This is a genomic window from Halorhodospira halochloris, from assembly GCF_002356555.2.
In the GTDB taxonomy this organism is placed as follows: domain Bacteria; phylum Pseudomonadota; class Gammaproteobacteria; order Nitrococcales; family Halorhodospiraceae; genus Halorhodospira; species Halorhodospira halochloris.
Genome location: NZ_AP017372.2, coordinates 210,930 through 233,558, shown reverse-complemented (window position 1 = coordinate 233,558; position 22,629 = coordinate 210,930). Strand labels below are relative to the sequence as shown.

Annotated in this window: 15 protein-coding genes; 7 read left to right on the top strand and 8 right to left on the bottom strand. The window is 59.2% G+C overall.

The window, feature by feature from the left end:
- Positions 1-15 precede the first annotated feature (15 nt).
- A complete protein-coding gene (gene sucC, locus HH1059_RS01060) occupies positions 16-1,194 on the bottom strand; it encodes an ADP-forming succinate--CoA ligase subunit beta (RefSeq protein ID WP_096407320.1) in 1,179 nt (392 codons plus the stop codon).
- 144 nt (positions 1,195-1,338) lie between these two features.
- On the opposite strand from sucC, the gene HH1059_RS01055 reads away from it, so the two are divergent.
- Positions 1,339-1,599 (top strand): PP0621 family protein, encoded by a 261-nt coding sequence (locus HH1059_RS01055; protein ID WP_096407319.1) that lies wholly within the window; start codon positions 1,339-1,341, stop codon positions 1,597-1,599.
- 215 nt (positions 1,600-1,814) lie between these two features.
- On the opposite strand, the gene HH1059_RS13875 is transcribed toward HH1059_RS01055, so the two are convergent.
- Positions 1,815-2,282 carry a pilin gene (locus tag HH1059_RS13875; RefSeq protein WP_096407316.1) on the bottom strand — a complete coding sequence of 156 codons (468 nt, stop codon included), beginning with the start codon at positions 2,280-2,282 and terminating at the stop codon, positions 1,815-1,817.
- A gap of 90 nt (positions 2,283-2,372) precedes the next feature.
- On the opposite strand from HH1059_RS13875, the gene HH1059_RS01045 reads away from it, so the two are divergent.
- On the top strand, positions 2,373-2,990 hold the full coding sequence (locus tag HH1059_RS01045) for an RNA ligase partner protein (RefSeq protein WP_096407314.1): 618 nt from the start codon (positions 2,373-2,375) through the stop codon (positions 2,988-2,990).
- Positions 2,991-3,145: 155 nt separating this feature from the next.
- Here the strand turns inward: HH1059_RS01045 and HH1059_RS01040 are convergent, their stop codons facing one another.
- Positions 3,146-3,640, bottom strand: a complete 495-nt coding sequence (locus HH1059_RS01040; protein WP_231901976.1) for an REP-associated tyrosine transposase — start codon at positions 3,638-3,640, stop codon at positions 3,146-3,148.
- Positions 3,641-4,025: 385 nt separating this feature from the next.
- Here HH1059_RS01040 and HH1059_RS01035 point away from each other — a divergent pair, with 385 nt between their 5' ends.
- The gene (locus HH1059_RS01035; protein ID WP_096407309.1) at positions 4,026-6,455 is read left to right on the top strand and encodes a Tex family protein; all 2,430 of its coding nucleotides are present in this window, start codon (positions 4,026-4,028) and stop codon (positions 6,453-6,455) included.
- On the opposite strand, the gene uvrA is transcribed toward HH1059_RS01035, so the two are convergent.
- Positions 6,426-12,107, bottom strand: a complete 5,682-nt coding sequence (gene uvrA / locus HH1059_RS01030; RefSeq protein ID WP_096407306.1) for an excinuclease ABC subunit UvrA — start codon at positions 12,105-12,107, stop codon at positions 6,426-6,428. The genes HH1059_RS01035 and uvrA overlap by 30 nt on opposite strands.
- 159 nt (positions 12,108-12,266) lie before the next feature.
- Here uvrA and HH1059_RS13005 point away from each other — a divergent pair, with 159 nt between their 5' ends.
- Positions 12,267-12,437, top strand: coding sequence for a hypothetical protein (locus tag HH1059_RS13005; protein WP_162549270.1), 171 nt, complete (start codon positions 12,267-12,269; stop codon positions 12,435-12,437).
- Positions 12,438-12,662: 225 nt separating this feature from the next.
- On the opposite strand, the gene HH1059_RS01025 is transcribed toward HH1059_RS13005, so the two are convergent.
- Both HH1059_RS01025 and HH1059_RS01020 read right to left on the bottom strand, forming a co-directional pair.
- Entirely contained in the window at positions 12,663-14,843 is a 2,181-nt protein-coding gene (locus HH1059_RS01025) for a malate synthase G (RefSeq protein ID WP_096407304.1), read from the bottom strand.
- Positions 14,844-15,050: 207 nt separating this feature from the next.
- Positions 15,051-15,428: a magnesium transporter MgtE N-terminal domain-containing protein gene (locus HH1059_RS01020; RefSeq protein ID WP_096407301.1), complete on the bottom strand. Its 378-nt coding sequence runs from the start codon at positions 15,426-15,428 to the stop codon at positions 15,051-15,053.
- Between the two features lie 579 nt (positions 15,429-16,007).
- Between HH1059_RS01020 and HH1059_RS01015 the strand changes: the two genes are divergently transcribed.
- Positions 16,008-16,274, top strand: a complete 267-nt coding sequence (locus tag HH1059_RS01015) for a type B 50S ribosomal protein L31 (RefSeq protein ID WP_096410278.1) — start codon at positions 16,008-16,010, stop codon at positions 16,272-16,274.
- 76 nt (positions 16,275-16,350) lie between these two features.
- Entirely contained in the window at positions 16,351-17,646 is a 1,296-nt protein-coding gene (locus HH1059_RS01010; protein WP_096407299.1) for a citrate synthase, read from the top strand.
- A 17-nt stretch (positions 17,647-17,663) separates the two neighbouring features.
- Here HH1059_RS01010 and HH1059_RS01005 read toward each other — a convergent pair whose 3' ends face one another.
- The gene (locus HH1059_RS01005) at positions 17,664-18,284 is read right to left on the bottom strand and encodes a hypothetical protein (protein WP_096407296.1); all 621 of its coding nucleotides are present in this window, start codon (positions 18,282-18,284) and stop codon (positions 17,664-17,666) included.
- Between the two features lie 17 nt (positions 18,285-18,301).
- Positions 18,302-20,713, bottom strand: a complete 2,412-nt coding sequence (locus HH1059_RS01000; protein ID WP_096407294.1) for a penicillin-binding protein 1A — start codon at positions 20,711-20,713, stop codon at positions 18,302-18,304.
- A gap of 453 nt (positions 20,714-21,166) precedes the next feature.
- Here HH1059_RS01000 and HH1059_RS00995 point away from each other — a divergent pair, with 453 nt between their 5' ends.
- Entirely contained in the window at positions 21,167-22,585 is a 1,419-nt protein-coding gene (locus HH1059_RS00995; RefSeq protein WP_096407291.1) for a hypothetical protein, read from the top strand.
- Positions 22,586-22,629 lie beyond the last annotated feature (44 nt).

Genomic DNA, 22,629 nt, shown 5'->3' with positions numbered 1-22,629 from the left:
TGTGTTCGCTGCTGCTCATGGACGGCGCTGCTCGACCGCTGCCACTACTCGCTCGGCTGCATAGGCGAGATCAGCGGCAGGGATAAGATCGAGACCACTATCGGCGAGCAACTGCTTGCCCTCTTCGACGTTGGTCCCCTCTAAGCGCACCACTACTGGGACATTTATCTCAACTTCCCGAACCGCAGCGATGATGCCTTCAGCTATCATATCGCAGCGGACGATCCCGCCGAATATATTGACCAGGATGCCCTCAACCCGGGGGCTGGAGAGGATAATCTTAAAGGCCTCGGTTACCTTTGCGGCGCTGGTGCCACCACCGACATCGAGGAAATTGGCCGGTGCTCCGCCATAGACTTGGATGATATCCATCGTCGCCATGGCCAGACCGGCACCATTGACCATGCAGCCGATATTGCCATCCAGGGTAATGTAATTGAGTTGATGCTCCGCTGCCCGCACCTCGGTAGCATCCTCCTGGCTAAGATCGCGCATAGCGGCAAGCTGTTGCTGCTTACCCACCTCAATGGCGTTATCATCGACGGTAATTTTGGCGTCCAAACAGATCAGCGACCCGGCGCTATCGACCACTAACGGATTGATCTCGATGAGTGATAGATCGCGCTCAATGAACAGCTGGTAGAACGACTGCAACATCGCGGTCAGTTCGCCTACCTGACGTTTATCCAGACCAAGCGCGAAGCCTACCTGTCTGCCTTGGTAAGGCTGCAGACCGGCGCTGGGATGGACCTCGATGGTGATTATCTGCTCTGGCGCAGTCGCGGCAACCTCCTCTATATCCATGCCGCCCGCCGCTGAAGCGATACAGACGACGCGCTGGCGGGCCCGGTCAATTAGCATGCTCAGATAGAGTTCGCGCTCTATAGCCAACCCCTCTTCAATCATCACAGCCTCGATGGGCTGTCCAGCCGCATCAGTCTGCTTGGTGACCAGCCGTTGGCCGAGCAGGGAATCGGCAAAATCAGCGGCCTCATCCTCATTATTTAAGACCTTGACGCCCCCAGCCTTGCCGCGACCACCGGCGTGAACCTGCGCTTTTATCACCCAAGCATCGCCGCCAAGGCGACCGATAGCTGCCCGGGCTTCGGCCCCAGAACGTGCGACATATCCTCGCGGGATACTAACGCCCCGCTCCGCAAGTAGATGTTTGGCCTGAAATTCATGTAGATTCACGTATTTACTCCTCCCTATAGCACACTGGCGGCGACCTGGGGCATACTCTTGTTATAAGATTAGCTTAACCAGGCACGCTGGTGTTGCCTACTTTGGTTACACCTTAATGCCTCCTAAGGGAGTAACGCTAGGCTCGATGCGTACATGCTAAGCCAGATACTGCTTGTAATCATAATTATCCTTGCCCTCATCGGGGCCCGCTCTGTGTACCACTGGGTACTCCACAAGCCGCGCGAGAGTCCACCGCCCGACCCGGACAGCGCTGAAGGCTTAGGGCGCGGCTACGCCGAGGAGATGGTGCCGTGCGCCCACTGCGGACTCTTTCTGGCCCGCTCGCGGGCACTACAGCGGTGGAAACGCTACTACTGCTGCCACGAACATATGCAGCAGGGGCCACGGCAGTAGCAGCTGCGCGGCAGCCCCCTATGCGCAGACCCTTCGGTAGCCTTTAACAGCTCCCCCCGAGCCCTGCTTCCCGGTGTGGAGGGCGCCGTGAATCCTTCCCTGCAGGCTTCACGGCACCACCCCTGGCGCCAAGACCTCCACTCCGGGGCGGATGATTGGCTCCAGGGGGGGGGGGGGGGGGGGGTTAGAGTTTCCCCTTCGAGACCTTAAGCGGACTAGCCGGCGCTGGCACACATCCCCGAGGCAAATGGCTTGACCGTATCACTAACGCTACATTGCCAGCCTTCATTGATCTCGGCAGTATCCCAGCTGAAGGTGACTTCCTCGCTAGCTAGGTTCATGCTGACGCCATCATCTTTGAATGTCAGTACTACCTGAACCGTTTGTCCAGCATTGATTACGCTAATATCTGAGATATGCTCACCTTGAGTCCTGTGTCCAGCCAGGAACTCATCCGCCCGGAGAGCACTATTGACCCCGTAAATAGTGACGTGCGTCTCTACCGCGGTGCGCACCCCAGAGAAAAGCGTCAACGCCTCGGAGAATTGGGTACGGCTCATGTAGTTCTGGTACTGCGGCACCGCAAGGGCGGCCAGAGCTGCTATGATAGCGACGACGATCATCATCTCGACTAACGTAAACCCAAAACAGCGTAGCCGACGTTTTTTTACTTGCTTCTGCATGGCTCACCTCCTTGTTCAGAGCCCTAGGGGAGTTAAGTTGTTGTTAGTAAATGCTCATGCTTTGCCGGTCAACCAACGAGGCATAAGTGTATGCGCCGATTCGTGCTCGACACCAGCGTCTTTACCAATCCCAATATCTACCTGCGCTTTGACGAGGAACCGCTGCAGGCGATTTCGGTATTTCTCGGCCTAGCGCGGCGCGCCGATGCCGAATTCTTTATGCCCGGGCCAGTATATCAGGAGCTGTGTAACCTGCGCTCGATGGATCTTATCGGCCCGGCATTTGAGACCGAGGTGCATATCCGCTCGCCGCGCCGATTCTCGCTGACCATCCCCAGCGAAGTACTCTATGAGTTCATCGAAGAGGTCCGCTCGCGCATCCAACGCGGCCTGCGAATAGCTGAGGAGCATACCCGCCAAGCCGGAGAGGCGAACTGCCTGGAGCCAGAGATGATTACCCATCTGCGCGAGCGCTACCGCGAAGCTATGCGCCGCGGCATCCTCGACTCGCGGGAAGACATCGATGTCGTTCTGCTCGCCTATGAGCTCGACGCCAGTCTGGTCTCTGCCGATGAGGGGATGCGCAAGTTCGCCGAACGCATCGGCATAAAGCTGGTTAATCCACTCTATCTGCGTGAGGTGCTGGAGAATCTGGCGATGGTTGACGAGAGCCATGTGCACCAACAGCAGGCTAATGGGCGCCCCTAAAGTCTCCCACCAGAGCCTTGCTGCCTCGGTGCGCAAGGTTCGACGCCGGGAATAACTCCACGGCGACTCGCGGGATGGATTAACGACGTCCTCGACACCGGCGCAGCTAGCCTCAAAGGGAGTTATTTGAGGTTCCCTAACTGTGAGAGCACAGCTCACGGTGAGATCTCCGGCAACGGTCGGGCTTGCTCCCAAGGTTGACCGTAGAGGCCGGCGGCTTGGCAACGCCGGTAAGAGCTGTAGCGCCAACACTCTGGCCGGGCCGCGAGGCCGCGGCGCACCGGCTCCCAATGGAGCATGTCCAGATAGTGGCGCCACTCACCGGCGGCCACATCATGCCACTCAACCCCGCGCTGCCACAGCCTACCTTGCGGCAAGCCGGGCCAATTGCGCAGATGCCGGGTACAGTGGGCCTTTGCTGCCTGCCAGCGCCCCCGCGGGTCGGGATCTTGCGCTGGGATTGACCATAGTCCATGGACTGCATCAGGAAGAATAACCGCGCCGTCCCAAACCCACGGTCGCCGGCGCGCCACCTCGCGAAACGCGGTGCGCAGCCGCTGCACTGCCTCAGGCCTGGCCAGCCATGGGTGTCGGCGGTAGGTGTAGAAAACGAAGTAGACGCGCCGGTGCGGCAAGTTCTGCTCTTCCATGTCCATTCTTCAGCGCCCTCCCTGAACGCTGATCGCTAAGCTACTACGCTTATCGAGTAATAGCTAGAGCAATGACGCGATTGTGGGTGCGGCATCTTCCGCGGCGAGCGGATTCTAGGGTGCCTATAAAAAATTCCCTACGCCGTGGCTGCCCCGGTGTGGAGGACGGTGTGGAGGACGCCGTGAATCCATCCCTGGAGGCTTCATGGCGCCATCCGTGGCGCCATGAAGCCTCCACGCCGGGGCAGCCACGGCGGAGGGAGGTTTTTAAAGATTCCTCCAAGGGTCTTTGGACCCCCAAAAGGTGCCCACTTTTAGTATCATGCGCACATCGAACGCTTTATTGAATCTTCAGCCAGAGTTGCCCAGAGCAAAAACAGCGCACATGACCCAAGAAACCATCCCCGCACGCATTGCAGAAGAGCTCGGAGTAAATCACAACCAGGTTGCAGCAGCAGTCAAACTGCTCGATGAGGGCGCGACGGTCCCCTTCATTGCCCGCTACCGAAAAGAGGCCACTGGCGGGCTCGATGACAGTCAACTGCGCACCCTTGAGGAGCGTCTCGGTTACCTGCGCGAGATGGAGGAGCGCAAGGAGACGGTTATCAAGGCCATTGATGAACAGGGCAAGCTGACCGCAGAGCTTGCTGAGGCCATCCGCAACGCCGCGACCAAGACCCGTGTTGAAGATCTCTATCGGCCTTATCAGAAAAAGCGCCGCACCAAGGCGCAGATCGCCCGCGAGGCTGGCCTCGAACCGCTTGCCGATAGCTTGCTTAATGACCCCAGCCAGGACCCACAACAGGCCGCTGCTGCTTTTGTTACCACAAATGCCGAGACCACAGCCGTACAAGCGGACGCAACCCCACCGGTTGCCGACGCCGATGCCGCCCTGGAGGGGGCGCGGCAGATCCTCATGGAGCGTTTCGCGGAGAATGCCGACCTGATCGCCGAATTGCGTGATTACGGCTGGCAGAAGGGCTATCTGGTAAGCCGGGTAGCCGCCGAGCAGCAAGAGCAGAGTTCGCGGTTTCGCGACTACTTTGATCATACCGAGGCGCTGCATAAGATCCCTTCTCATCGGGCACTGGCTATGCTCCGCGGCCAAAGCGAAGAGGTCTTACGGCTGCACATCGCCTGGTCGGATGCCGAGGCCCGCGGCGAAGAGGAGTCGAGTAGCGTCGGCGAGCGGGCGATTGCGCGCCACTTCGGCATTGCCGAGCAAGGCCGCCCGAGCGATGAGTGGTTGGCCCGCACAGTCCGCCTAGCTTGGCGGGCTAAGCTGGCACCCCACCTCGAGCTAGCCCTAAAACGGCAACTGCGTGAACAGGCCGAAGAGGAGGCAATCCGCGTCTTCGGCGCCAACCTTGAGGACCTGCTGCTAGCCGCCCCGGCCGGGCCACGCCCAACCCTCGGCCTCGACCCGGGGCTGCGCACCGGGGTCAAGGTCGCCGTCATCGACGCTACGGGTGCAGTTGCCGATACCGCCACCATCTACCCCTTCGCCGCGGGCAAGGATCTCGAAGGGTCGCTCAAGACCCTCGCCGAGTTGGCGCGCCGCCATGAGGTTGGGCTGGTTGCGATCGGTAACGGCACCGCCTCGCGCGAGACCGACGCCCTAGTCGGCGAGCTTATCAAGCGCCACCCCGATCTCGGCCTGCACAAGGTTATGGTCTCGGAGGCCGGCGCCTCGGTCTATTCGGCCTCCGAGCAAGCCTCGCGCGAGTTACCCGAGCTAGATGTAGCGATGCGCGGGGCGGTCTCTATTGCCCGCCGACTGCAGGACCCCCTAGCGGAGCTGGTAAAGATCGAGCCCAAATCGATCGGTGTCGGCCAATACCAGCACGACGTCAACCAGAGCCGCTTGAACCACAAGCTCAGCGCCGTGGTCGAGGACTGCGTTAACGCTGTCGGCGTCGACGCCAACACGGCCTCGGCAGCGTTGCTCGCCCGCGTCTCCGGCCTCGGCCCCAACCTGGCTGAGAAGCTGGTCAGCCACCGCTTTGAAAATGGCGCTTTCCGCTCGCGTAAGGACCTACAAAAGGTGCCCCGACTCGGCCCCAAGGCCTTCGAACAGGCCGCTGGTTTTTTACGCATTCCTCAGGGCGATAATCCACTCGATGCCTCGGCTGTCCACCCCGAGGCTTACCCGGTTATCGAGCGCATCTGCGCCCAAACCGGACGCCAAGTCAGCGATTTGATAGGCGATGAGGCCTTCCTCAAAACCCTCAAGCCGCGCGATTTTACCGATGATAACTTTGGCGAGCCGACTGTCCGCGATATCCTCCAGGAGCTTGCCAAGCCGGGCCGTGACCCGCGGCCGGAGTTTCGCACCGCGGCCTTCCGGGAAGGTGTTGAGACGCTCGCCGACCTAGAAGAGGGGATGGTACTGGAAGGGACCGTTACTAACGTCGCCAACTTCGGCGCTTTTGTCGATATCGGCGTCCATCAAGACGGCCTGGTGCATATATCTGCCTTAGCCCATGAGTTTGTGCGTGACCCCCGCGATGTAGTCCGCACCGGCGATGTGGTAAAGGTAAAGGTGCTGGAAGTGGATCAGGAGCGCCGGCGAATCGGCCTTTCAATGCGCCTCGATGATCAACCCGGGGATGGTGAGCCGCGCGGTGCTGCGAGCAAATCACCCGGCAAGGGCCCGGACCAGCGCCGCTCCGGCGCTAGTGCCAATGCTGGCAAGGGCAAGAAGAAGGCCGCCACGGCCGAGAACCCATCCGCAAGCAAACGTGGCGGCCGGGCCTCCCCACAAGAACAAGCCCCCACCACCGCCCTAGCTGAGGCCTTCCGCAAGGCGAAGTGAGCGCAGCGCTTGGCCGGTTGGCGTGGTGGCCGCGGCGAGCTGCTCCGGGCTGCCGCTGGCGACCACCCTGCCGCCAGCACTGCCCCCTTCCGGGCCGAGGTCGATAACGTGATCGGCCTCGGCTATAACATCGAGGTTGTGTTCGATAACCACAACCGTGTGGCCGCCATCGACTAGGGCGTGGAGCATATCGGTCAAGCGCTGGACATCGGCAATATGCAGCCCCACCGTCGGCTCATCAAGCAGATACAGTGTCGGCGCCGCACTCCGCCCTCGCGCAGCGCCAGCGTCGACGGGACGCGCCTTAGCCAACTCGGTCACCAACTTCAGCCGCTGCGCCTCGCCGCCCGACAAAGTGGGACTCGGCTGGCCTAGACTCAGATAACCGAGGCCGATATCACTGAGTAAGCCCAAGATATGCTCGAGGCGAGAATGAGCAGCGAAAAATTCGCGGGCTTGCTCAATGCTTAACGCCAACACCTGATCAACACTCAGACCGCCATAAGTGACCTGACGCGTCTCCTCACTAAAGCGCGTTCCAGCACAAGACTCGCAGGGCACTTTGACATCCGGCAGAAAACTCATCTCCACCGTCTTGGTGCCTTGGCCTGAACACGCCTCGCAGCGCCCGCCCTTAGTGTTAAAGGAGAAACGGGCGGCGTTCCAGCCACGCAGCCGGGCCTGCTCGGTAGCCGCAAAGAGTTTGCGGATAGCATCCCAGATGCCTACATATGTCGCCGGACAAGAACGCGGGGTGCGACCGATCGGCGTCTGATCAACCTCCAGCACCCGTTTTAGCGATTCGGTGCCGCTGAGTTGCCGACAACCATTCGGCCGCGGTCGCTGTTGGCCTTTCTTAAGGCCCAGGATGGCACGGACATTGGGCTCTACGACCTCGCGCACCAAGCTAGATTTGCCTGATCCCGAGACCCCGGTGACACAGACCAGCCGCCCAAGCGGTATATCGACATCGATATCCTGCAAGTTATGCCGCTTCGCCCCGCGGATAACCAGACTTCCTGGCGCGGGTGCACTTCGCCGGGGGCGCGATGGATGCTCCGGCGGCTTCGCCAACACTCGACCGGTCAACGACTGCTCACTGGCAATCAGATCCTCAACACCGCCCTCAGCAACCACGTTGCCGCCGTAGCGCCCCGCCCCCGGCCCAATATCGATTAGATGCTCGGCGGCCCGGATCGTCTCCTCGTCATGCTCAACCACTACCACCGTGTTGCCGGCATCACTGAGCTCGCGCAGGGCACCGAGAAGCATGGCGTTATCCCGAGCGTGTAGCCCGATAGTCGGCTCATCGAGGATGTAGCAGACCCCCTGCAGACCGGCACCGAGACTCGCTGCCAAGCGGATCCGCTGCGCCTCTCCTCCAGATAGGGTTGGAGCTGCCCGATCCAGGGTCAAATAGCCCAGCCCCACCTGCTCCAAAAAGGCTAGCCGGGCATTTATTTCCGCTATCACATCGGCCCCGATGGCACTCCCCCGCCCATCTAGCTGCAGCGCACCCAGCCACTCCCGCAGACGGCTAACCGGCCAGGCGGTTACTTCACCAATCCCGTAGCCGTGGAAGGATATTGCTCGGGCCTCTGGATTAAGGCGCGCGCCGTCACAGCTTGGGCAGGGACAAGCCCGCTCGAGCTCCTCTTCACTGGCCTCATCCGGGTCGGTCACGCTCAAACCAGTGCCTTTACACTCACCGCACCAGCCGTGGCGCGAGTTATACGAGAGCAGCCGTGGATCCGGTTCGGCGAAGCCGCGCCCGCAACTCGGGCAGGCGCGCGCGGTAGCAAAAACCTGCTCCCTACCATCATCGCGCTCCGGTGCTAGCACCCGCACCACCCCGTTACCGTGTGCTAGGGCTAGAGCCAGTAACTCTGCCAGCTGCCCTTCCCGCTCAACCGCCACCTCAATGGTGCCGATGGGCAGATCGATATCATGCTCGCGGTAGCGATCAAGCTTGGGCCACGCAGTGGTTGACAGGCGCTCGCCATCAACCCGCAGCGAGCTATAGCCCTTACTGCTTGCCCAGGCAGCCAACTCTTTATAGATACCCTTGCGCGCCACCACCAGCGGTGCCAGTAACTCGATAGTCTCCCCCCTATAGGCAGAGATCAGCTGCGCGGTAATGGCCTCGGCACTCTGGACACTAATTGCAACCCTACACTCGGGGCAGTGCTGCACCCCGAGGCGCAGATAGAGTAAGCGCAGGTAGTGGTAGATTTCGGTCTGGGTCGCTACGCTCGAGCGATACCCTCCCCTACTGGTTCGCTGTTCAATCGCCACGGTCGGCGGAATGCCGTTAATAGCACCGACATCCGGGCGGGCTGCCGGTTGGACGAGTTGCCGGGCGTAGGCATTAAGTGATTCCAGATAGCGGCGTTGCCCCTCGGCAAAGAGCAGATCGAAGGCGAGGGTCGATTTGCCGGAACCCGAGACACCAGTAATCACCGTAAACCGCTCACGGGGAATAGCGAGATCAATATTATTAAGATTGTGCTCGCGCGCTTGCTCGATGGTGATGACAGATGAATGAGACAAGTGACCAGTCTCCTTGATCTGCCACCCCGCAGACCCCTCCTCTGCGGTGCTCGGCGCTAGGATTGCGCCCGTATCGCGACTTTGCAGGTACTCCACCAGGGCCCGGCCGGTGTCAGTATCCGCCGCTGCAGCCAGTTGCTGCGGGGTTGCGCTGGCAAGCAACTGGCCACCACCCTCACCCCCTGTCGGGCCGAGCTCTAATAACCAGTCGGCGTTGGCGATCAGATCCAGGTTGTGCTCTATGATCAGCAAGCTGTTGCCCGCCTCCAACAAGCGCTGAAAGGCCTGCAAGAGCACTTGGACATCGGCAAAGTGCAGGCCGGTGGTCGGCTCATCGAATATGAACAGCGTCCCCGCGCTTGCCTCATCCTCAGGCTGACTCTTACCGCTATTTTTTAACCTGCCTTTGGCTCGGCTTTGCTGCTCGGCGAGGTGGCCGGCTAATTTGAGCCGCTGCGCTTCACCCCCGGAGAGGGTCGGCACCGGCTGCCCGAGGCGCAGATAGCCGAGGCCGACATCGAGCAGCGGCTGCAGATGCCGCTTAACCTCTTGGCTAGCGGCGAAAAAGCTTACTGCCTCGGCAACGGTCATCGCCAGCACAGCGTGAATCGAGGCCGCATTGCCAGCGGCCCCGACAACCTCGACCTCGAGGACCTCGGCCCGAAAACGTCGGCCGGCGCAGTCGGGACAGGGCAGGTAGACATCGGCGAGAAACTGCATCTCAACGTGCTCAAACCCCGAGCCCTTGCAGCTCGGACAGCGGCCATTCCCGGAGTTGAAACTGAAGGTTCCGGCGCTGTAGCCGCGCTCTTTGGCTAGCCGCTGTTTAGCAAAGAGTTTGCGAATCGGCTCAAGCGCACCGGTGTAGCTGACCGGGCAGGAGCGTGCGCTCTTGCCGATGGGCGATTGATCAATGAGGGCGACACTTGCGAGCTGCTCCGCGCCTTCTATGGCAGCGCATTTACCCGGTGTCTCTACCGCCTCGCCACGCTGGCGGAGCAGCCCCCGGTAGATCACCGCCTCCGCCAGTGTCGATTTACCGGAGCCGGATACCCCGGTCAGACAGACAAGCCGCTGCAGGGGTATCGCGACATCTATCTCTTGCAGATTGTGCTCAGCCGCACCCCGCACCCGCAGCCACGGCCCAGCGCAAGGCGGCGTTGCGTCGGCGTTGTTCTCTGCAACCGGCGCGGATGCACTAGCCGCACCGGCTGCCTGGCGCAGGCGCTCAACCCGGCTTGCCCCAGTAAGATAAGCTGCAGTCAAGGTGTCTGCGCCATAGAGTTGCCCCGGGGTGCCGTTGAATATTACCTCTCCGCCCCGCTCGCCCGGCCCGGGTCCCATGTCGATGATGCGATCCGCTGCCGCCATCACCTGCGGACCGTGCTCGACTACCAGTAGCGAATTGCCGGCATCGCGCAGCTGCTGCAGGATCGCGATAAGCCGGCCGACATCGCGCGGATGCAGTCCGATCGAAGGTTCATCAAGGACAAACAGCGTATTTACCAACGAAGTCCCGAGCGCCGTTGTCAGATTGATGCGTTGCGCCTCCCCGCCGGAGAGAGTCCGCGACTGCCTATCGAGGGTCAGGTAGCCCAGCCCGACTTGGTTGAGGAAACCAACCCGGGCGCGGATCTCAGCCAGGACCGTTGCCCCTGCCTGATCGAGCGGCGGTGGCAGATCTAGCTCAGCAAAAAAGCGCTGCAGCCGACCTAGCGGCAACGTTGCCAGATCGTGCAGCGTCAGTCCCGGCAACGCCCGCAGGGTATCTTCATCGACCCTCATGTGCTTCGGCCGGAAGCGCTGCTGCGGCTCGAGCACAGCATCCGCGAGTTCCCGCGAACCCAGTCGAAAATCGAGCGCCTGTGCAATCAACCGGGCACCCTGACACTCCGGGCAGAGGCGATAAGCCCGATACCGGGAGAGCTGTACCCGAACGTGCATCTTGTAGCTTTTACGCTCCAGATAGTCGAAATAGCCCTGTACGCCGTACCAGCGTCCGCCGCGTCCCCGGCGATCCTCTCCGCCCCAAACCCACTGCCGCTGCTCCGCGGTAAGCTCCTGCCAAGGCACATCGACCGGCACACCGCACCGGCGCGCCGCCCGAAGCAAATCCTCCTGGCACTCGACAGAGAAGCCACCGCGAAACGGCTTTATTGCGCCCTGCTCCAGGGTCAGGCGTGGATCAGGAATGACCAAATCCGGGTCGATCTCCATGATCCGGCCGAAGCCCCGGCAGTGATCGCAGGCGCCGACCGGGGAGTTGAACGAGAACAGTTCGGCAGTGGGCTGCGCATATGCCCGATCGCACTGCGCACAGTGATAGTGGCTGGAGTAGCGCAGTGGCTCGCCCTGCGGCTCACGATCGGCCCCTAGCTGCCAGACGCGCAGGTGGCCGCGGCCCTTATCGAGAGCTGTCTCGAGCGCCTCGAGCAGTCTGCTACGCCTTGAGCTATCCAGGCGTAGGCGATCCTGCACTACCTCAATGCGGTTATCCTCTTGCGCATAGATTCGCGTGTAACCCTGGCTAGAAAGGAGCTCTAGCAACTGCTCTCGGGATAGTGAGTCAGGCACCTCAACGGCAAAGGTAACGGCGATGCGCCTTTCCGCCTCCACGCTTGCAAGTGTATCTGGATCCCGCTCGGTCGAACTCGCGCCGAGTGCGTCCGGTGTAAGCAAATCCTCGGCGATCGACTCCGGTGTATCGCGCCGCACCGGCTGACCGCAGCCGCTGCAATAGGGCTGCGCGGCGCGAGCAAAAAGCAGCTTAAGGTGATCGGCGAGTTCGGTCATGGTACCCACCGTCGAACGGGAGGTGCGCACCGGATTGACCTGGTCGATAGCGATGGCGGGGGGGACACCCTCTATGGAGTCGACCCGAGGCCGTTCCATGCGCTCGAGAAACTGCCGAGCATAAGCGGAGAAGGTCTCGACGTAACGGCGCTGCCCCTCTGCATATATGGTATCGAAGGCGAGTGATGACTTGCCGGATCCGGAAACTCCGGTAATGACTATCAGTTCGCCTGCTGGGAGATCGAGGTCGAGGTTTTTGAGGTTATGCTGGCAAGCTCCGCGGATGCGGATAGGCTCTTGGGTACTCATTGAGGTTAGCTCAACTGGCCGTGGGTGGCTAAATGTGCATGCCTAACTTTCCTGATATGGCCGCCGTTTGGCAAGCTAACTGCGCGCGCAGCTTGGTTAATTAATGGCGCCTCGAAAATCTGGCCCGGAGCCAGTAGTTGCCCCGGTTTGGAGGACGCCGTGAATCCATCCCTGGAGGCTTCATGGCGCCATCCTTGGCGCCAAGACCTCCAAACCGGGGCAACTACTGGCTCCGGACCAGATTTTCGAAGCGCCCCTAAGGGTGAGCAGCGCCAAGGCGCACGACTGCGGTTGCGGGTGACGGCCCCTCTCGGTGATATTGCTGTTTAAGCGAAGCAGCGTTACGCAGCAGCAAAGACCCGCAAGGGCGCTCGCAGGGATGCGAGCGCCGGACATGCGCGCACGGAAGCGCGCTTGTCCGGTCGCTGCGGAGGAACGCGACCGCGTAGCGATAAGCAATATCACCGAGCGGGGCCGTCACCCGCAACCGCAGCCGCAGTCTCTCAACCGGCCACTTCTCACCTGCCACAGGGCAGTAAATGTCCAGAGCGGCGACTACTTGGCCTTAGCCTCCTGACGGCGGCGATGCAGAATCGGCTCGGTGTAACCCGAGGGCTGCTCGCAGCCTTTGAAGATCAAGTCACAGGCGGCCTGGAAGGCGATGCTGGCATCAAAATCGCGGGCCATCGGCTGATAGTTAGGATCACCAGCGTTTTGCTTGTCGACCACCGCAGCCATCCGCTTGAGGGTCTCCATGACCTGATCCTTACTGACCACGTCGTGATAGAGCCAGTTAGCCAGCAACTGACTGGCTATACGCAGCGTGGCGCGATCCTCCATGAGTCCGACATCATTGATATCCGGCACCTTTGAGCAACCTATCCCCTGATCGATCCAGCGCACCACGTAGCCAAGAATGCCCTGACAGTTGTTATCCAGTTCTTGCTGGATCTCCTCGGGGGTCCAGTCGACACCCGGGGCTAGAGGAATAGTCAGGATATCGTCAAGTTTGGCCCGCCGCCCCTGTTTAGCGATCTGCTCCTGCGCCGCGGCAACGCTGATCTGGTGGTAGTGGACCGCGTGCAGCGTAGCCGCCGTAGGTGATGGCACCCAAGCGCAGTTGGCCCCGGCCTTAGGATGGCCGGTCTTGGTGTCGAACATCTCGCGCATCTTATCCGGTTTCGGCCACATCCCCTTACCGATCTGCGCATGCCCCTTAAGGCCACAGGCCATGCCGACATCGACGTTCCAGTCCTCGTAAGCGGTCATGAAGGCGGCATTTTTCATATCCGCCTTACGGATCACGGGGCCGGCTTCCATCGAAGTGTGGATCTCATCGCCGGTACGATCGAGAAAACCGGTGTTGATGAAGATGACCCGATCACTGGCCTGGCGGATACACTCTTTAAGATTGACGGTAGTCCGCCGCTCTTCATCCATGATACCGATCTTCAGGGTCGCTCGCGGCAGGCCGTAGGCGTCTTCTATCCGCTCGAAGAGCTGCACCGAGAAGGCTACCTCCTCCGGACCGTGCATCTTCGGTTTAACGATGTAGACGCTGCCGGTCTTGGAGTTGGTAACGCTACCGTTACCCTTCAGGTCGTGTATCGCGCAGAGCACGGTCATCATGCCGTCGAGCATACCCTCAGGTATCTCATTGCCGGCACTATCGAGCACCGCCGGGGTGGTCATCAGGTGCCCGACATTGCGCACCAGCATCAGTGATCGCCCCGGTAACGTTAGCTCTCCTCCCTGTGGTGTGGTGAAGGTGCGATCGCCCTTGAGACGGCGCATAAAGGTCTCGCCACCCTTCTCGACCGGGGTCTCAAGCGTGCCCTTCATCAGGCCCAGCCAGTTGCCGTAGACCCGCACCTTATCTTCGGCATCGACCGCTGCCACTGAGTCCTCACAATCCTGGATAGCAGTTACCGCCGACTCCATGACCACATCCTTGACCCCGGCTGGGTGGTCTTTGCCGATGGTATGCTGGCGATCGATTTGGATCTCGGCGTGGAGGCCGTTATGGCGCAGCAATATGCTAGTCGGCTCCTGAGCCTGCCCGGTATAGCCGACGAAGGCCTGCGGATCGGCGAGTTCAGTCTGCCCACCGTCAGTCAACTCCATTTGCAAGGCGACCGGGGCCGAGCCGACCAGCTTATAAGCGGCTACCTGAGTGTGGCTACCCTGCTTGAGCGGGGCGATATCGTCCAGCACCTCCCCGGCAATCGCCATCACCTTGAGACCGCGTTGACGGTTATACCCCGATCCTAGGGCTAGCTCACCCTCGTTAGGGATCATATCGGTGCCGTAGAGCGCATCGTAGAGGCTGCCCCAGCGGGCGTTAGCAGCATTTAGCGAGAAACGCGCGTTATCAACCGGCACCACCAGCTGCGGACCGGCAACCTCGGCAATCTCTGGATCGACGTTAGCCGTTGTTACTTGAAAGTCATCGCCTTCAGGCTGCAGATAGCCAATTTGCTCGAGGAAGGCCTTATAGTCATTAGGGTTATGCGCCCGCCCCCGATTCTGCCGGTGCCACTCATCGATCTGCTTTTGCAAGGTCTCACGCCGCTCAATCAGCTCCCGGTTGCGGGGGCCTAGATCGGCGACAATGCGGCTTAGCTCCTGCCATACATGCTGCGGCTCAACACCGGTACCAGGTGCGATCTCTTGCTCAACTAGATCGTAGAGTTGCCGCGCAACCTGCAGACCACCTGCTTCCACCCGATCGCTCATCTAAACTGCCTCCATTGTCCTTGAGCTGCTGCTTAGCGTGGCCGTGTTACGGCCATACGCTGCCCTGGACCAGCAGCTCGCGGGTAAATTAAGGGTTATTGGAAAGCCTAAGGCCACTTATGGTAACCCAAAAAAAACGGGCAGGGATATCTTGACCCCCGCCCGCTCTGCTCGCACCCAATTACTGCGGGATATAACCGTTAGCTATTATTGCAAGCGCCCGGCAAGTACCGTCTCAACACGGCCACGCTTGAGCGGGCGTAGGTTGCGCACGATATCGGCGCGCCTGTGCGCATCCATGTTATCGAGCACCCGCGCCAGGGTATTAAATGGCAGACGGTTAGCCAGCCGTGAGGCGCGCCCTATATCCATGTGCTCAAGCACGCTGGCCTGGGCATCGGGACGCAACTCCAGGAATGTCGCCAGGCTCTCGCCATCGGGCATGGCCTGAAGAGCCGCTGGACGCTCATCCGGAGCCATCTTCAGGATACGCCGGGCCGCCGCAGCCGGAAGCCGTTCGGCAAATTGGGCGCGTGCCGGAAGGGTAACTTGTTGCTGCTCTTGACGCTCATTTACTGCGCTCATTGATCTTACCTCCCTCTGCCGGCGCCCGCCCGAGACCGCCGACAGAAGGGACCATGAGCGTTACGGTTCCTTTCTCAGCCGGCCTCGCTCAAGCAGGCGCTGATTCGCGGTTGTCGTGATGTTAGCTGCGGACTGCAATATTCGTCCGGCATGACTGGAACCTCGTGTTGCCAAACACTCACCGCGCAATTTATGACTGACGAATCATCTTGTCAAGAGAGCGCCATTCGCAGCAGTTTATCACTCTACCAATAATGTCTCTGGGAACCTCAAAAAAACCTCCCCGGCGCCATTATCAGCCCCGGTGTGGCGGACGCCGTGGATCCATCCCTGGAGGCTTCATGGCGCCATCCCTGACGCCAAGACCTCCACACCGGGGCAGATAATGGCGCCGGGGAGGTTTTTAGAGGTTCCCTTCTTGACCAATCACCGCGCAGAAGCTATTTTGGCACGTTAGCCGTTGACGCAGTGCGCAACAGCCAGGCCAACCGCATGTGCATGCGGACTGATCGCCGACTCCCTTTTGCCCATGGGGGTCAGCTTCAATCTTTAACACTCGAGTTTGAAAGGCAAACAACCATGAAAAAAGAGATTCACCCCGAATACCGTGAAGTAGTTTTCCAGGACATCTCGACCGACTTTGCGTTTCTTACCCGCTCCTGCGTCGATACCAGCGAGACGATCACCTGGGAAGATGGCAAGGAGTACCCGCTTGTGAAGGTCGAGGTCTCAAGCCGCAGCCACCCCTTCTTTACCGGCAAGCAAAGGGTTGTCCAATCTGGCGGCCAGGTTGACCGTTTCCACAAGCGTTTTGGCATAACCCGAGGCAGCTCCAGCGCTCAATAATCGGCAGCTTGAGCTCATCAGCGCCAGAGATATAAACAGTCAGCTCGTAGAATGCCGGGCTCGCGGAGGATAACTCATGGCTTCTCGGACAGTTACAGTAACTGACAACGCCACCGGCAAGAGCGTGGAACTGCCTGTCCGGGAAGGGACTCACGGCCCGGAGGTGGTAGAGATACAAAACCTCTTTAAGGAGTTCGGCTACTTTAGCTACGACGCCGGCTTTACCTCCACAGCCAGTTGCCGGAGTGACATTACCTTCATCGATGGCGACCAGGGCATTCTACTCTACCGCGGCTACCCGATAGAGCAGTTAGCTGAGCAGAGTACGTTTCTCGAGGTCTCTTACCTGCTTTTGCATGGCGAATTACCGACCAGCACAGAACTTGATCAGTTCAACAGGGCTATAACCGAGCACACCATGATAAACGAGTCGTTGAAAGACTTTTTCGACGGCTTTCACTACAACGCTCACCCGATGGCCATGCTTACTGGGGTTGTAGCTTCACTATCGGCCTTTTATCACGACGCTATTCGCATCAACGACCCGGGAAACCGCAAGCTTACCTGCCACCGGGTTCTCGCCAAGATGCCAACTATTGCTGCGGCGGCATACAAGCATATGGCCGGTGAACCTTTTGTCTATCCGCTAAACCGCCTATCTTATACCAGCAACCTGCTCAACATGCTCTTCTCGCGGCCTACCGAGCCATACGAAATAAACCCGATCCACGAGAGGGCCTTGGATCAGCTGCTAATCCTCCACGCCGATCACGAGCAAAACGCCTCTACCTCCACGGTACGCTTAGCCAGCTCCACCGGCACCAACCCCTTCGCCTCCATAGCCAGCGGCTGCGCTGCGCTCTGGGGGCCGGCGCACGGCGGCGCCAATGAGGCGGTACTTAACATGCTGCAAGAGATCGGCGATATTGACCAGGTGCCGAAATTCATAGCCAAAGCCAAAGACAAGGATGATCCTTTCCGCTTGATGGGCTTCGGCCACCGTGTCTACAAGAATTTTGACCCGCGCGCCAATATCATCCGTAAGACTTGCCACGACGTCCTGAATGACCTTGGCATAAGCAACGACCCACAGCTTGAGATAGCTATGGAGCTTGAGCAGCGGGCACTTGAGGATGACTACTTCATAGAACGTAAGCTCTATCCCAACGTCGACTTCTACTCAGGCATAATCTACCGCGCCCTCGGCATCCCAACCGATTTCTTCACAGTTATGTTTGCTCTCGGCCGCACCCCAGGCTGGCTAGCGCAGTGGAATGAGATGGTCTCTGACCCGGAACAGCGAATCGGCAGGCCTCGTCAGCTATACACTGGTGCGGCTAGGCGCGACTACGTAGACATCCAAAACCGCTGAATCCGGCTCATCGGTTATTAAACCTCTGCGCCATCTATCATAGAGCGGACTTCGTTTAGAGAGGCACGCTCCATCGGGCGGCCGTGGACTTCGCTTCGTGGTGCCTCACGCAGGCCGTTTTCGTTAAACACGGTGAGTTCAACCTCAGTATTTCCAGCCATAAACCTGAATACCGGCAAAACCGCCCACCCATCCTTGCCAAATCGCAGCCTGCGCTCATCGGGATCGAACGGAATACCGCGATCCATCAGAAAAAAGAGTACCGTCTCGGGCGTATCAGCAAACAGGTGCAACTGTACGCCTGAGCTACTATCAGCTGTGCCCAATAGCACTGGCCCAACTAAGCGGGGGCGAAAACGCTCAAAAAGCTCCATGGCCTTTACCGCCTCACGGCGCAACTCATGGAGCTGAGCCAAGTGCTCAGCCCCCCCGAACACCTCTTGATACTCAATCAGGGCGTCCTGTATTTCCTGATTCTTCGGCAGATTATGAGTATCTGCTGCCCCAAGACGCTGGGCCGCCTTACGTTTAGCGGTAAAGTAGTCCTTTATGCCTTCCTCGGCCATAAGACGTGCCGCCTCACGAATCAGACTGACCCGCATCCGCTGATCTCGAGGACTCGCGCCGCGCCGCGCCATAACAATACTCTCCACTGCTAAAATATCTCACGCTCGGCTCCGCGACCACGCCCATCCCTGCCATCACCTTCCTCTCGCACCGGCACCGAATCTTCGCGGAATGTCTCAAATACGGCGTCAGGATTATCAGAGCCGGTAACTTTTCCCGATTCTGGATTTATGCGCACTGTTACCAGACCCTCCGGACGGGCAATACTTCTCTCTTCGACCCGTTCCAGTGCAGTAGCCATATACCTCGACCACATAGGGAGGGCCACAGCCGCACCTGTCTCTCGAGCCCCCAGGGTCCGCTGGTCATCGAACCCCGCCCAAGCTGCGGTGACCATATCCGGGGTATACCCAACGAACCAAGCATCGCGCAGGTCGTTGGTGGTACCAGTCTTCCCCGCCATATCACCGCGGTTGACTAACCGCAGCGCTCCCCGGCCGGTTCCCCTGGTCATTACATCGGCAAGAATGTCCCCAATAATCCAGGCGTTATCTTCAGCAATCTTACGCGGGGCTAAAGGCGGCAAGTCGAGCACGTCGAACTCCTCCATGCCGTGACCCAGCAAACGGGGACCATCATCACACAGCTTACAAGCCTGCGGAAAGTTTGGGGCAAAGACAACATCGCCACTTGGGTCTTCTACCCTCTCGATCACATTCGGCTCAACCAAGAAACCACCGTTGGCAAAAACCGCGAACCCGCGAGCCATTTGCAGAGGGGTCGCACTATTGCTGCCCAAAGCTAGCGACAGATCTGCGGGCAAGCCACCGCGATCGAACCCAAAACGGGTGACGTGCTCGATAGCCCGGCCCACCCCGATATCGCGCAACACCCTTATTGAGACCAAGTTGCGTGAAAATACCAGCGCCTCGCGCAAGCGCGTCGGACCATAAAAACGCCCAGTGTAGTTGCCCGGGCGCCAGTAGCCTTCGAGCGCATCATCCTGAAACACCACCGGGGCATCATTCACTATAGAGGCTGCCGTGTACCCATGTTCAAGGGCTGCAGAGTAAATAAATGGCTTAAACGCCGAGCCGGTCTGCCGATTCGCCTGTACCGCACGGTTATAAGAGCTGCGCCGGAAATCATATCCCCCGCTGAGCGCAAAGATCCTACCGTCAACCGGTGACAGCGATACCAACGCCCCCTCAGCCTCAGGGACAGCCCGAAACAGCCCGCTATCATCGCCCCGCCTAGCCACACGAATTATATCGCCACGACTGACAACGTCTTTGGCACTTTCTGGTGCCGCGCCGCGGCGATTGGCATCTATATATTCGCGTGCCCACTCCATACTCGAGAATGGCACTCGCAAAACATCGTCATCACGCACCAAAACCCACGCCGCATCCTCCTCTACTTCAAGCACTATCCCGGCGATTAAGCCGCCAAAGGGAGGGTGTGCGCGCAGTTGCTGCTCCAAAATTTGGGGGTCATTAAGTTGCTCTTCGCTAACCCTGCCTTCAGGACCACGATAGCCATGCCTTCTATCGTAGTCCTCCAGTGCCCGCCGCAAAGAGCGATTTGCGGCTTGTTGGTACTCACTGTGGACGGTCGTATAGACCTTAAAGCCGCCAGTGTATGCCTCTTCCTCGCCATACAGGTCGACCATCTGTTGGCGGGCCATTTCCGCCACATATCTCCCATCAACATTGATCCGCGGGGCGTGCAGACGGGCGGTTACCGGGGCAGCATTGGCTTGCTCATAACGCTCATGACTGATGAACCCTTCCTGATACATCCGCGCTAATACGTATGCCCTACGTTGTAAGGCCCGCTGCGGATTGCGGATCGGGTTAAAGGCAGATGGTGCCTTCGGCAGTCCGGCGATCATCGCCATCTGAGCTAAATCTAGCTCATCAAGTGACTTGCCGTAGTAGACCTCGGCAGCCGCCGCGACGCCATAAGCCCTATTACCCATATATATCTTGTTGAGATAGAGCTCCAGTATCTCCTCCTTGGTCAGGGTGCGCTCTATCTGCAGAGCAAGGAGCATTTCATTGGCCTTGCGCAAAATAGTCTGTTCGCGACTGAGGAAAAAGTTACGCGCAACCTGCATAGTGATGGTTGAGCCTCCCGGACCAAACTCGCGCTCGCGCAGCACATAGGCAATGGCGCGGGCCATACCCTGATAGTCGACCCCCGGATGTTGGAAGAAGCGGTCGTCTTCCGCAGCTATGAAGGCGAGAACAAGGTCCGTAGGAAATTCATCGAAGTCTTTCGGCTGCCGACGCTGCTCGCCATATTCGGCTAATAGATCGCCCTCCGCGCTAACCACGCGCAGCGGCTCCTGGAGGCGGATTTCACGCAGCGAATCGGCTGAGGGAAGTTGTGGCCACAGCACGAAAGCCGCATAAGCAATCATCACCACGGCGATAGCAAAGCCGACACTAACAACGCCGACCGCAGATACAAGCAGGACACGCAACAAGCGATTCATAGAGTCATTCTCAGGGCCTTCGCCCGGGGGTTGATTCGGTTTCAGTATACTAACTTATCCAGAAGCATTGCCATGGGTGGTTTCGTGACGAGCCCCCCTGAGCCCTGCCCTGATTGTAAAAAATTTTCTGCATCTCCAACAAAAAAGTATCCTATCCACAAAAAATATGGATATAATTCGGTCGGTGGACAGGGAACCTCTAACCCCCCGGAGCGACTCAAATGCTCCGGCGGCGAACGCCGTGGATCAACACCTGGAGGATTCATGGCGCCATCCCTGGCACCAGGCCTCCGCGCCGGGGCGGTTGAGTGGCTCCGGGGAGGAGTTTTAGAGGCGCCCGATAGGAAGAGCTTAAAGCTTGCACCTTCTAATAGATTCCAATGCTAGCAAAAAGCAGAGCTAAACAGAAGCTCGTGCAAGGATGCACACAACCCGTCTCACGGAGGAGACGCTATGAATATCTTGCGCCCTACGCAAGTCGGCGTATTAATTGCCGGTGATGCCGTACATGTAGCAGCTGACCAACGCGGGGTTTACAGCTATACTGCCCAACCCATAACCGAAGACGGTGCAGCAGGAAGGCGCAACGCCTTCAAATTAGCCTGCCAAAGACTAGGGATAAGCCGGGCAAAGGTGGCTCTAGCCCTCCCGGAAGCCTATGTCAAAAGGCACGCTATAGCCATACCAAGGCACCGTAACCGACGTGAGCGCACCGCTCTGATCCGTTTGCTGATCAGACGAAAACTGCCAGCCCCTGCCTCAGCATGGCGTTATCGCCTGACCAAACAGCATGGCTCCAGCGCTCGGTTTGTTGCCACCAACCAAACCAGCCTCAGGGCGGCCAACAACCTGACTGCAGGAACAGATTTTAAGCTCTATGCACTTATTCCAAGCCGTGATGCCCTGCGCGCCTGCAGAGGCAGACTACCAGTAGCAGGAAATTACCCGCGTACCCCGGCTGCCAAGCTAAGTGCCGCGCTGATTATTGCTGCACGCAACAAAGGCGCAGTTAACCTAGTTGGTGCCCAACCACCGACGAGCACGCAGCCGCCCACTAACTCTAAGAAGACAGGCGCTATACTTGCCGCCTTACTCGGCTGCATAGCCTTGTTCACCAATCTTAAATTTGGCCCTCAAGATGCCCTGGCCGGGCGCTTCGACGAACCCGACGAACCGCCAAACACGGCAAAATATGCGCAGCCCTCTGAGCATGAACTGGCTGTGAGACCTGCATCCGTTGTGGCAACAAAGAATGGCCACAAAGGCCACCACACAATTCCCCGCGAGCAGCTGCAGGCAGACATACGTCGGCGCAATATAACCCACTGGTTGGACTTGATCGCCGAATCCAGGCCAGCCAATTTATGGCTTACCGAAGTTCGCTTCAACGGCGATCAGATCTCGCTTCAGGCCCAAACCAGAAAAGCCCACCAGGGCCATGAATACGTCAGTCTACTCGGCAAATCCGGCCTTAAATCGCCGCGTCTGAACCGGATTGAAAACTCCGAGGGCACTACCACCCTTATCATTACCAGCGCCGGCCAACCACCTTCCCCTGCAAAGGGCAATATCGAGAGGGCACATGACTCGCTCGGCAATCAGTCAGCAGCCATCGCCAAGCAGATTGATGATTACGACATTACCCTAACCCGGCTGCAGCACAACGAAACCGATAACGGTGCCAGCCCCTCGCAGTCGAGGCTGAACCTCGGGTTATTAGGCGATTATGCTGCAATCCGGGCCTGGCTAGCCAAGCTAGCCAGGCTCGATCCTTTGCTTGGCCTGGAAAACATTTGGCTGCGCCGGGCAAGTGACCAGCAGGTACAAGTTGACGTCGAGTTGACGCTCTTTTCGGCCTCGGAGTCAGTTTAATGGCAGTTGTGACCGCTTACACCCGGAATGTTTTTTGGCGCCTG